A 13,045-nucleotide genomic window follows, 5' to 3' on the forward strand; every position below is an offset into this window, starting at 1 on the left:
AATCGCTATAAGTTTGGTGTCTGAACTTGAGTGTATAAAGCTGTGTGCATTTTAATAATTTGGTTTATGTCATAATCAGCTATTTTTTCTCGTCCTTTTTTACTGATAATTGTCGCTTTTTCTGGATGATCTAATATCCATGTCATGGCTTTTGTTATTCCCTCTATATCACCCACTTCTACAAGTAAACCACACCCATTTTCTAATAATTCTCTAGTTCCGCGAATATTTGTACCAATTACTGGAGTTTCTAAGGACATAGCTTCCATTACACATCTGGGTAAACCTTCTTGCTCGGAAACTAAAATTGTGGCTGCTGCGGTACGCATTAAAATAGGAATATCCCGACGTATTCCTAAAAATCGGACTGGATTTTGAATATTTAATTTAATTGCTAACTGCTGCATTTCCTCCATTAATATTCCATCTCCAGCAAAAACTAAACAGGTTTCAGGTCTGTTTAAATTAGAGTATGCTTTTAAAATATCTGACAATCTTTTTCGGGGAATAAATTCAGCTACTGATAACAGCAATTTAGTGTTTGCTGTTAGTCCTAATTCTTGACGTAATTTCTCAATATCTTCTAAAGAGATAGAATCAGCTTTATAATATTGCAAATTTACGCCAATTCCTGGCATATAATTAAGCCGTTCTGATGAGACAAGTTTGTATTTTTGAGCTGCTGCTTGATCTTCACGATTAATCACTACTAAATAGTCCGTCCAATACCCAGCTAATTTTTCTAAAGCTAGGAATAAAGCATTTTTTAAAGCTTTACCTCCTTGGTAGAAATGAAAACCATGAGCTGTATAAATGACTTTTGTATTAAGTTGCTTTTTCAGGTTTTTTAAAGCATAGCGAGTCACGAAAGCTGCTACTGGTGTGTGAACATGAACTATATCATATTTCTCTTTTTCAACTATTTTCTGAATCATCTGAGGAGCAGCTATTAAATTCAATGGATTTAGGGGATTTCTTGACCATTCTATATCCCAGACTTGATCAAATGCGGCTAAACATTGAGCATTTGTACTGATTCCCCGCGCCATTGCATCTACTTTGCAACCATGGGCACGGAAATGTTCGACAAAAGGTAAAAGAAAGGCATTAATAGTGCTAGGAATTGTTGTTACTATTAAAATTTTATTCATTTTTATTTAGAGGTTGATAGATAATTTAAAAGGATTTTGTCTGGCTTGATAACCATGTCTGCGTTTGTTCTTTGACATGGTTGTAGAATTTAATTCGGCGTTTTTGCAAAATATCTTCTTTGTAATTTTTGGCTTTTTCTAAATTGGAAATTGACATAGTTGCTAAACGGTATGGGTTAGTGACAACTTCTCGGATTTTATGTGCCAGTGCTATGTGACAACCAGGGTTAACCATATCCTCCTCTGGTAATAATTCGGGAATACCCCCTACATTTGAGCCAATACAAGGTAGCCCTCGCGCCATGGCTTCAATCATGGCTTTTGGTAAGCCTTCCTGGTATGATGGGAGAACGAAAAGATCCCCTTGATCCAATTGCTCAATTACTTGATCTCTGGTGGATAAATATCCGCCAAATGTGACTCGCTTATTTATACCTTTTTCCGCTGCCAATGTTTGCAATTCTGATTTGTACTTACCATCTCCCACCCAAATTAGTTGTAGATCTAACCCTTCTTGTACACAAATTGCAATGGCTTTAATTAAGACATCTGGTGCTTTATACAGTTGTGCTAATGTACCTACGCTAACAAGCGTAAATGATTTTATACCTGTTCTTGGCTCTCGCGGTGCAGCCGCAAAGGCTGAGTTGGGTAAATCAATACTGGAGAAATAAGTGGAAAATGCCCCGTTTTTCGGCGGATATCGCTTTTGTAATGAGTATTCTGTTACATAAGCAGCAGCGGTAGCATTGGCGGTATGACGTTGTAATTGCCACGTTGACCATCTCCGAAAAACTGCTCTCAAAGGATGCTTGTAAGCACCAGGGGCAAAGACATCATAAGGATCATTAACTACTTCTATTCCGTAAGGTCTTGAAGATGCTAAACACCGCCAGACAATTGCACCGATATCACAGGATAAACGCATTTGTACGGCTTTTGTATTCGCTAACGCCGCGATCGCAGTTTTCTTAATCGGAGTATAGTTTTTTACTAAGCCTGACCCGCCTTGATAGTCGGGTAAAGGTATCGCTTTGATTCCTGGTCCTGAAGCTTGATTCCAGCCGGATGGTGGTAATTGATACGGTTTTGCTCGTGCCAATATCTTAACTTCATCGTATACGTCTAAATATCGAGACCAGAAGTGATAATCTAATGATTGATTTGGAGTCCACAGCTTACCATCACTTGTTATCGCAAAGTGGGCGCTGGCTGTTACTAATACATCCATTTTTTTGAGCTTAATTTTTATGTTTTGATTAGGCAATTATGGTAAATTTCTATTAGTCCTTTGGCACTATTTTCCGTGGAATATTTACTTTTTATCCAGGCTCTTCCAGCCTGAGCAAGGTCTTGAGCATATTGGCGATTATTGATGATGTCAATCGTTGATTTAGCCATGCCTTCTAGGTCTTCTACTTCATGTAAAATACCTGTTTCTCGATCTTTGACTGCTTCTATTAAACCGGGGATTTTTGAACCAACAATTGGCAATCCCGCTGCATTAGCTTCAATAGCAACTAGCCCAAATCCTTCATGAAAAGAGGGAAATAAAAAAACGTTAGCACAAGTCATTAATGCCGGAATATCGTCACGCAGTCCGAGTAACTTAACTGCATTTATAAGTCCAAGTTTAGTGATATTTTCTGTAATTAATCCTCGTAATGGACCTTCTCCTACTAACAACAGTTTGGCTGTAGGAATCTTTTCTACAACTTTTTGGAATATAGAAAGTAATCCTAAATGATTTTTTTGTTCTATCAATCTTCCTACATGAAGAATAATCGGGGTGTCTTCAGTCCAACCAAAGGAATTACGCAACTCTTTCCATTTTTCAGGTGTTGCTAAATCGGGAATATTCACACCATAATTTAAAACAAGACCGGAATTTTTTATGTTTTGATCAAAACCTGTCAAACTATCAATTACTCCCTGAGAACAACCTGTAACTAAATGAGAATTTTCCAATGCGTAGCGAATACTAAATTTTGCGTAAATTGACCGTAATTGTCGAATTACAAAACGACGAGTTAATGGTGTTTGGGGAGTAAAAAATTTCGTATTATGAAAGGAGGTAATCACTGGGATTCCTAATTCATTACCTAGCCAAGTACCAAGACCGCTATAAGCTTCTAAATGGTTATGGAGAATCTGGTAATTTCCCTCTATGATAATCCGCTTTAAATTGTTAATAAAGCCAAAATGAGCAAAATTTAATTGACAATGAAATACTTTTGCACCTAATTCTTCTGCAATATTTGCTAATGCACCTAGATTTTGTCCTTTACAACAGAAATCCATCTGATATTGGTTTCTGGGAATTTGTCGCAGCATAGAAAGTAGCCACATTTCAATTCCACCTCTATTTAAACTGTTAATTAAATGAAGAATTTTTAACATAGGTAATTACTCATGAGTAATTGGTCATTTAGTTATAAAGGGGAGTTTGTTTTCTCTCATTGATAAGAGGAGGGTGAGAGAGGAGTATTTTTCTGTCAGAACTGCTAAAAATTACCAGAGAAGGAACACCACCAACAGTGATTAAAAAATATATAAGATTATCCAAGTCACCTATCAAAATTGTAAAACTGAAATTGATTAACATTGGTAGCAATAGTAAGCGAGTATCTACTTTTGAATACCCTGCCAAAGAACGTTGAATTAATCCAACAACTATCCCCAGAACAATATAAGAAAAAAGGTACAGCAAAGGGTCCAAAATTTAGCATTATTTCTCCAGAAATTCCGTAAACTTTGGAGGATACCCACACTCCAGGAATATAAGAACCCATACCATAAAGTAGGTCTGTTCCTTCTTTCGATTTATTTGGTGGTTTTTCGGGATAAGGCCAAAGTTGTTGGGGAATTAAAAGAGCAAATGCTGAATAATAAGTTCGTCCCCAAGCATATTGGTAATCACTATCATCGTCCATTAATCTATATAGCATATAAGCATGAACATCGGTTCTTCCTAAATCTCCTAATAATAAGTTCTCCCAAGTTCTCCCATTTTCTGCTGTGTATTCTTCCCTAGCTTCTGCTCCCTGTAAGGCAGTTTCAAATCCTTCAGTTCCCCCTGATTTTAAAAATCCATAAAAGTACATGAAAAATATGAAAAATATCATGCCCATGAGGATTTGTTTTTTATTAATTTTCCTCAGCCAAAAATGAATCATTCCCGCTGCCCAAAATAATGCCCATATTGTATTACTACGACTACCTCGCAAGCCACCAAATAGTAATTTAATTACAAAAAATATGACCAAAACTGTAATCAATACAGGCCATGTTTGTAATCTTTTTTTATCTTTAGCATAGACAGAAAATGCCATCATTGCTACATTAGGAAAACTTTCACAAATCATTAATAACCAACCTTGTCCTACTCCGGCTTCGGTTTGTTTATCTGCGAAAGCATTGATATAACTAATTAACCCTCCATACTGGCTATAAACTAATATTTGTAAAACTAAACAAACAATTAGTGCTATCCCCACAATTAAAGGAAAACGTTGTTTATTAATCATCCAAACTGTTTTTTGATTTCTCCTTTGATTAATTGATTTTTTTGGAAAAAATTCAGATAAATCTAGATTTCTAGAAACGCGATAAATTAAAATACCTAATAAGTTGAGAATTGCCATTCCACCTACCCAGGGTCTCCAGTCTGGAGGTGGTATTAAATCACTACCTAACCAATTATTCCAACTAACATGAAGTAGGGGTGCTAAGAAGAAAAAATGAACACCTAATAAACCCATAACGCCTACGGGAGAAAAGATATTTAATCGCCCCCGAAACCATTGCACAGCGTCAATACCAATGACAATTCCACTCAATGTTACTGGAATAATAAACCAGTGCAAAAATTGATTTGTAGTTGGCAGAAATCCTAGCAATACAAGCAGACAAAAGAAAACGGAAATTATTAAACTATCAGGATAAATTGTTTTGCTGTGAAGAGACTGTTGATTCATAAAACTATGTTGTTGAATATTTAATTTTGATAAATCTGTTCTAATTGTTTGACGGCTTTTTCAATGTTGAAATTACTATCTTTCATGATTTTTAAAGCCTCAGTTTGATTAATCGCTGGGACTTTATTTTTCCAAGTTAAAATTGCTTCTGCCCAAGTATCCGCTGATTCACTTAGAGAAAGTCGCTGCACTAGGGGTTTGATTACATCACCTTCCTCAGGAACAACGTCGGAAATTACGGTAGGTAATCCCGCACACTGTGCTTCTAACCGTACATTACCTAATCCTTCAAAAAGGGATGGAAACAGGAATACATCCATAGCACCTCGCATTAATCGGGCAACATCAGCACGAACACCTGTAAAGATAACATGATCCGTTAAGCCTAATTCTGAAGCTTTTTGTTCTATTTGCGATCGCAATGAACCCTCTCCTACTAACAAAAGACGCATTTTCGGTTCTCTTTTGACTACTGCTGCGGCAATATCAAGGATAAAGGTATGGTTTTTTACTTCAACAAATCTACCTATGTGACCAATTACAAAAGTATCCGTAGGGATACCAAGTTCAGCCCGGAGAGCGGCTGCATCAATTTTATCTGCATAAGGGGTGATATCCAGACCATAATTAATAGCTTGCCAACGGGGGTTAGATTTGTCACTCGAACCAAATAAGGCTGCTACCGCTTGGTTGTTGATTCCTAAACCCATAGTTGCATAGCGGTTAATCCAAGATTTCATCCAGGTATAATATAAGCGGCGATAAAGTCCCCCTTTCGTGGCTATGGCTGATGTATCTGTGTGACAGTGAGCAATACGACAGGGTATACCTGCTTGAGCAGCCAGACGCAAAATATTGCCACTGAAGAGATGTACGTGACTATGAATAATATCATAGGGTTCATGTTCACGCAAAATCTGGCGAAATTTGGGAACGTAAATCCAGGGTCGAGAGGGATAGGGACAGGTAATAATTTGACTGTTGAGAGCGCGTGCTTCTTGGTCATAAGCACCGGGTTCTGTGCTATGGACTAAAAAATCCATTTGGAAGCGATCGCGGTCTATATGCTGTAAAATTTGCATCAGCCAAGTTTCAATTCCCCCCCGATTCATACCCCCTAAAACATGAAGAATGCGCCGAGTTTTTTGAGTAATTTCTCTATCTGTGTGTTTGATATCTTTGGATGCGATGTACGGCATGAAATATGACTCCTAATGTAAAAATTGTCCGGACTATTTCGGCTATCATCAGTGCTATTGCTGCCCCTTTGAGTCCATTTCTAGGAATAAACCAGAAGGAAGCGATGGCGGATGTACTGGTGACTATAATGAATAGTGGAATTTGCGTACGAAAATATCTAGCAGCGGTCATTCCTTCACCGAGAAAGGAGGAAACATACCCAATTCCCGCTGTCACCATTAACCAAATCAGAAGCTCAGTATATTTGGCGTATTCTGGTTGGTAAACAATAGTTAAGATTTGCCCACCAGCAACCCAAGCGACTAAAATACCGGATAACCCCAACAGACAAGCAATAGCAACAAGTTGGAGGAGAAGTTTTTGGTACGCGCTAACGTTCCCCCCCGCGTAGTATTTTGCCAGTCTAGGACGGGCTGCGCTACCTAATGCACTGATTACCATGTTTCCTGCCACTATCAGGTACGCAAGGGCAGCAAATACACCGAGTTCTTTTTTTCCTAAAGAATGTTCGAGAAAATAACGAGGAATATTAGCATTCAGGGAAATCAACATCATTACCAAACCCAAAGGCAAGGATAACCAAATTAACTTCCTGATAGTTCCTAATTGCCACCGAGGTTTTGCTGTCCTTCCCTCCAGAGAATCAGGAATTTCACCTTCTGATGTAAATTTATTAATCAACCACCGATAACTAGGGATATCCCAGATCAATAAAATACAAGCCCAAGCTATGACTAACCCCAAGACACCCCAAATAATACTACCTGATATATAAGTACCTATACTTAACATCAGTAAAGATAAAGGACCTTTCATCATTACAGATATGGCCATGCGATCCATTTTTTCATGTTTCTGAAGCAGTCCATAAAAAACATCGCTAATTGATTCTAATCCTTTAGCAAAACCAATCAAAATTATGACTATTGCTGTCTCATCTTTATATCCTGTCGCTAAGGTAATCCATAAGATTATTGGTAATGCTAACCCTGTCGTGATCAATCTTAAACCTAAATAATCATTGAAAAGATAATGATTTTTAGCATCTGTTGTTTGAATATCTCGTAATTGGAGATTACTAAACATCATGACTGGGGCTGTTACTGCTAATCCTAAAGTAAATGTCCCTACCATTTCTGGATTACCAAGTTTAGCTAAAACTACTAACATTCCCCATTGGCAACCTGAATAAATTAGATTACCAATGAAAGTCCAAGAAAAATTACGACGTAGGGTTATGTCTTTATTTTTTGGCATTGGCTTTCGTCATGATCTTAATTCTTTTTCTTTCTGCCATGCCAAATACAAAAACTATTTGATAACCATCCACACAAGCTATCCATTTACCATTATCAAGTTGATGTGGATCAATATTGTGCATACCAATTTTATTCCAACCATCACCACTTCCTTTAATCACTGGATTATGGATGATCTCTTTTTCTTCATAGTTAGTAGTTGTCAAATTTGTAATTTCATAAGCCCTAACTTGATTACCATAAAAACCCACCACATCCTGTGTATATCGGAAAATCTTGCCATCAGATACTATTACCCTTCCTCCCGGTCTGGATATATGAAAATTTCCTTCTATTAAAGGACTTTGAGGATGCTTGACCCAATTTCCCATTAATTCATCAGCATAGTAAAGATGCAGTATATTCCCCTGGGGAGATGTCGTAAACATCCACCATTGATCATGGAAATTTAAAATTGAAGAATCTACATAATCGTTGCCTTCTAGTAAAGTTTTAACTAATGTCCATTTAGTAGGAAATTCAACTGCTTTATATAGCCTAATTGCATTAGCTTTATAGCTTTCTGGAATCATATAGTATTCATTTTGGAACTTGAATACATAAGGATAAGATAAATGAAAATCCTCCCTAATTATGATTTGTTCATAACGCCAATTCAAGCCATTTTTGCTAGTTGCAAGTCCTATCTCTCCTTTAAAATTCAAACTATTTAGTACCTCGAAAAACATATACCAAATCCCATTTTCACAAACCATAAATGGATCAGCAACTAAGTCTGCTGGTATATCTGTAACATCTTTGGCCGTCAAAACCGGATTTTTGATATTCTCTGGAGAACTTAATTGAAAAGGTGATTCCCCTGTATAAATTCCTATTGACCAATCACATTTTCTTCTCAGAAAAGTTCTCACTGTTTTTTTGAGGGAAGATAAATAGTTTGATTTGGGAAAATCTTTGATCTGAACTCTATTACTTAATTCCATAATTTTCATTGAGATTGATTTAAACTATCAAGACTGTTTATGCACCTGTTGGCTCGATATTTGCTAAAATATTTACCGGCCTATGGGGGGTCTGATTTGCATATTTAGCTGCATCTAATAAACTGCTTTCCTCGGGGAATTTCGGTTTGTAACCTGCTACTAATTGCGACAGCAATAAAATAATAGAATTGGTATCATTTCTGGCAGCTACTCCTAGCAATTTTTCTACAGTAATATTCAAAGAATTAGGAATAATCCGACTCGCATTTTTTACAACTAATAGTTTTTCATGTTCAGTATTTTCATACTCTTCCCCCTCAATAAACAATTCCTCAAATAGCTTTTCCCCCGGTCTTAAACCTGTAAATACTATGTCAATATCTTTGTTAACTTCATATCCTGAAAGATGAATTAATTCTTTTGCTAAATCTACAATTTTCACAGGTTCACCCATATTTAACATTAAAACTTCACCACTACGACCAAGAATAGATGCTTGCAAAACTAGTTGAACTGCTTCCGGTATGGTCATGAAATATCGGCAAATATCAGGATGAGTAACTGTAATTGGTCCCCCTGCTAAAATCTGTTTTTGGAACGTAGGAACTACACTACCACGACTTCCTAAAACATTCCCAAAACGCACAGCTACATAGGATTTACCACTTTCTTTTGCAGCTTGTAAAACTAACATTTCCGCTACTCTTTTACTAGCACCCATGACATTAGTAGGATTAACTGCTTTATCTGTGGAAATCATCACAAAATGTTCAACATTATATTGCAATGCTACTTGTAGTAAATTTCTCGTTCCCATTACATTATTAGTAATTGCTTCTGCGGGATTTAATTCCATCAGAGGAACGTGTTTATGAGCCGCAGCATGAAAAATTACATCCGGTTTAAATCTCTCAAAAGCGTGTTCTAATCTCGACTGCACTCTAATATCAGCAATGAAGGTATAAATCTGCGGTATATTAACATCCGTCGCTGATTTATGATTATTTTTCAGTATTTGGATCAGTTTTTCTAGTTCTTGTTGGATATTAAAAACAGAATTTTCTCCATGGCCAATTAGGATAATTTTAGCTGGATGACAACGTAAAATTTGTCGGCATAGTTCACTACCAATTGATCCTCCTGAACCTGTGATTAATACTGTTTTGTTCTTGATAAATTGGGCTACTCTTTCTAGTTCTGTCTGAATGGGTTCACGTCTGAGTAAATCCTCAATTTTAATGTCTCTAACACTATCTACTCTTACGCGACCATTCAGGATTTCATATATTCCTGGCAAGGTACTAGGTTGCACTCCATTGTTTTGACAAATATCTACAATTTCTCTAATAGTTTGTCCAGGAACTGTAGGCATTGCAATGATAACTTTATGGATTTTTAGTGTTTTGATAACTTCAGAAATTTTCTGGCGATTTCCTAATACGGGAATTCCCCTTAAATGTATATTCTGTTTTTTGATATCGTCATCAATAAATCCTACGGGATAAGCTCCAAATTGGGGATTTCTTTGCATATCTTCTACAAGGGAAACCCCCGCACTACCAGCACCAATGATCAGCACTCTTTCTCTGTTTTTAGATATTTTTTGTCTATGGCTTATTCTTTCTACAACTCGAACACTAAACCGCAGTAAAATCACAAATATGCAAGATAGTATTCCCTCCAAAATTGGCAGTGATTGCGGAAGTTCACCTAATAGCATCTCCAATAAATTAAATAGGGTCGTTTGCATGACTACCACACCCATCATCAATGTGACTATATAAATCCCTTCTTCGATGCTTGCGTACTTCCAATAGCGTCTATAAAAACCAACCCCCCAAAAGATAATTAGTTTGACTACTAAAAACAAAATTGTCGCAATTCCCAACTGGAAAATATCTTGTTGCAAGTTCAGATTACCATCTAAACGCAATCCTAATGCTAACAATGGTGTCATTGCAAAAACCGTGATATCACAAATAAACCAATGTCTATTCCTGATTTTACTTAATTGATTTGATAATTTTCTAATTGTTCTCTGAATAGTAACGTGAGAAACAAAAAATAGGATATTCATATCAGTATCTCCAGGAAAATCTACAGAATTTTTTCACTGGATAAACACCTGAAATTATGATTAATAACCTCAAAAAACTGCTGACGCAAATAACCCTATTCAATTATCAATCATAGGGATTACCTGCCCAGTTCTAAATTGGTTATCCATACAAACAAATCTTAATGGTAAAATGGTGGAAATTTAATCATCAATGAATCTACTCAATATCTTCATCATTTTTTGGGAGTTTATCCCAAATCACATAGCATCAATAGCTAATTAATGAAAATATATTCTTGCGGTTTGTGTCTTCTGCCTCTGGGGTGATAATTTACAAGAATAAATTTTCACTAGTCATGTTTGAGTGCTATATAATTTATATTTACTAACCAAATATGAACATAATCTATGGGTTATTATTTTTTGCTTTGAACTATAAACTTTTTATCAAGTTTTCACTCATTAAGTCACGCCAGGTTGACATAATTCCTGATTAAATCAAAATAATAGCAAAATAATAGCAGCAGACATAGTAGTTACACCATATCTGCTGCTTAATTGGACGGGAAACTTCGATTGTTAACTATAAGTCTAATCCGCGTTTAATCACCCTAGACTTTTACCTGTAAAGACTTCAGTAATTCAGTATTTACACCTGATTCACGAGTTAGAGAAATTTTACCTGTACGGGCAATTTCCCTCAGTCCAAATTTTTGTAGCACTTGAACTATCGCTACCATTTTACCAGGATCACCCACAACTTCTAAAGTCAAAGAATCTTCAGCCACATCAACAATTCGCGCCCGGAAAATCTGAGATAATTCAATTATTTCTGAACGATTACTGCTATTAGCATTTACCTTGAGAAGCATCAATTCTCTTTCTACGCAAGGTATTTCTGTAATATCTTGCACTTTGAGAACATTAACTAACTTATACAGTTGCTTGGTAAGTTGTTCGATGATGCGATCATCACCAGGCACAACCATTGTAATCCGCGATACTCCTCCCTGCTCCGCAGGGCCGACAGCAAGGCTTTCAATATTAAAACCCCGACGTGCAAATAAACTAGCAATGCGGGATAGAACTCCCGCTTCATCTTCAACTATAACTGACAGCGTATGTTTCATCGGCAACTAAAAAAGCATGGCATGAACGCAGACCGGCACTCATGAGTGCGAAGCGAATTTCTACCACGCTGAATTGTCGGTCTTAATTCTTATTTTATCAGAAAACGCCGTAATACCCCATCCCTCTACAGGGTGGGGATGTAAGGCGGGTAAAAATTAAACACCCTTCAAGCGATATTAAGCGCAGCTTAATCGTGAGAGAGGGTAGTTTCATTTTTACCAATCTTAGGGATTGACTAATTTCCTAAAGTATACTATACCTAAAACAGGTCGAATTAGTAATAAAAAAATGATTGTTTTTGAATTTAAAGCCAAAGGCACAAAGCAGCAATATCAAAAAATTGCTCAGGCTATACGGATAACCCAATTCATCCGTAACAAGTGCTTGCGCTTTTGGATGGACAATCAAAATGTTAAATATTACGACCTGAATAAATACACTGCGGTATTAGCTAATGAATTTGATTTTGCTGATAAATTAAACTCAATGGCTAGACAGAGTGCAGCCGAGAGAACTGCTTTTGCAATTAAAAGATTTTTTGATAATTGCAAAGCAAAAGTTCCAGGTAAGAAGGGTTATCCCAGATTTCAAAAAAATAACCGTTCAGTTGAATATAAAACAAGTGGATGGAAACTTTTAAATGACCGTAAGCACATTACTTTCAAAGATAAATGTGGTATTGGTCAGTTAAAATTAATTGGAACTTGGGATTTACATTTTTACCAGATTAAGCAAATAAAGAGAGTTAGGATAGTTAAACGTTCTGACGGTTATTATATCCAGTTTTGTGTAGATGCAGAACGAAATATTGACATCAATGCCACAGGTAAAACCGTTGGTTTAGATGTTGGTCTTAACAGTTTCTATACTGATTCCCAAGGAGATAAAGTTGATAATCTCAGGTATTTGCGGAAGTCAGAAAAATCTTTAAAACGATTACACAAAAAAGTTAGTCGTAAAAATAAAGGTTCTAATAATCGCAAAAAAGCTATTAACCGTCTTGGTAGAAAACATTTGCAAGTTTCGCGTCAACGTAAAGACTTTGCTATAAAGACAGCATTGTGCGTGGTCAAATCTAACGATTTAGTGGCCTTTGAAAAACTGCAAGTGAAAAATATGGTTAAGAATAGCAAATTAGCCAAATCAATTAGTGATGCGGGGTGTTCATTGTTTACTCAATGGTTAGAATATTTTGGTAAAGTCTATGGGCGTGTAGTTGTATCAGTTGCACCACAATATACTTCTCAAAATTGTTCTAATTGTGGAGAAATAGTTAGAAAATCCC

At 36.5% G+C, this 13,045-nt stretch carries 10 protein-coding genes; 1 reads left to right on the top strand and 9 read right to left on the bottom strand.

Annotation, left to right across the window (positions count from 1 at the left end; all coding sequences use genetic code 11):
- Positions 1–5: 5 nt before the first annotated feature.
- The 9 genes from ACIR310F_RS0115805 to ilvN all read right to left on the bottom strand — a co-directional run bounded on the left by ACIR310F_RS0115805 (position 6) and on the right by ilvN (position 11,759).
- Entirely contained in the window at positions 6–1,151 is a 1,146-nt protein-coding gene (locus ACIR310F_RS0115805) for a glycosyltransferase family 4 protein (RefSeq protein ID WP_028084665.1), read from the bottom strand.
- Positions 1,152–1,176: 25 nt separating this feature from the next.
- Positions 1,177–2,382 (bottom strand): glycosyltransferase family 4 protein, encoded by a 1,206-nt coding sequence (locus ACIR310F_RS0115810; RefSeq protein ID WP_028084666.1) that lies wholly within the window; start codon positions 2,380–2,382, stop codon positions 1,177–1,179.
- A 17-nt stretch (positions 2,383–2,399) separates the two neighbouring features.
- Positions 2,400–3,551 carry a glycosyltransferase family 4 protein gene (locus ACIR310F_RS23750; RefSeq protein ID WP_028084667.1) on the bottom strand — a complete coding sequence of 384 codons (1,152 nt, stop codon included), beginning with the start codon at positions 3,549–3,551 and terminating at the stop codon, positions 2,400–2,402.
- Between the two features lie 167 nt (positions 3,552–3,718).
- Positions 3,719–5,128: a hypothetical protein gene (locus ACIR310F_RS0115820; RefSeq protein ID WP_028084668.1), complete on the bottom strand. Its 1,410-nt coding sequence runs from the start codon at positions 5,126–5,128 to the stop codon at positions 3,719–3,721.
- A 20-nt stretch (positions 5,129–5,148) separates the two neighbouring features.
- Positions 5,149–6,327 (bottom strand): glycosyltransferase family 1 protein, encoded by a 1,179-nt coding sequence (locus ACIR310F_RS0115825; RefSeq protein WP_155963860.1) that lies wholly within the window; start codon positions 6,325–6,327, stop codon positions 5,149–5,151.
- Complete coding sequence (locus ACIR310F_RS0115830; RefSeq protein ID WP_028084670.1) at positions 6,287–7,585, bottom strand: lipopolysaccharide biosynthesis protein; 1,299 nt, start codon at positions 7,583–7,585, stop codon at positions 6,287–6,289. Before ACIR310F_RS0115830 ends, ACIR310F_RS0115825 begins: the two co-directional genes overlap by 41 nt.
- Entirely contained in the window at positions 7,572–8,570 is a 999-nt protein-coding gene (locus ACIR310F_RS22790; protein WP_155963862.1) for a glucosamine inositolphosphorylceramide transferase family protein, read from the bottom strand. Before ACIR310F_RS22790 ends, ACIR310F_RS0115830 begins: the two co-directional genes overlap by 14 nt.
- Positions 8,571–8,607: 37 nt before the next feature.
- Positions 8,608–10,647, bottom strand: coding sequence for a polysaccharide biosynthesis protein (locus ACIR310F_RS0115840; RefSeq protein ID WP_028084671.1), 2,040 nt, complete (start codon positions 10,645–10,647; stop codon positions 8,608–8,610).
- Positions 10,648–11,240: 593 nt separating this feature from the next.
- Positions 11,241–11,759 (bottom strand): acetolactate synthase small subunit, encoded by a 519-nt coding sequence (ilvN, locus tag ACIR310F_RS0115845; protein WP_028084672.1) that lies wholly within the window; start codon positions 11,757–11,759, stop codon positions 11,241–11,243.
- A 289-nt stretch (positions 11,760–12,048) separates the two neighbouring features.
- On the opposite strand from ilvN, the gene ACIR310F_RS22795 reads away from it, so the two are divergent.
- Positions 12,049–13,045, top strand: a 997-nt coding sequence (locus ACIR310F_RS22795) for an RNA-guided endonuclease InsQ/TnpB family protein (RefSeq protein WP_035368175.1), incomplete at its 3' end; no start/stop codon positions are given.

The organism is Dolichospermum circinale AWQC310F (assembly GCF_000426925.1).
Lineage (GTDB): Bacteria > Cyanobacteriota > Cyanobacteriia > Cyanobacteriales > Nostocaceae > Dolichospermum > Dolichospermum circinale.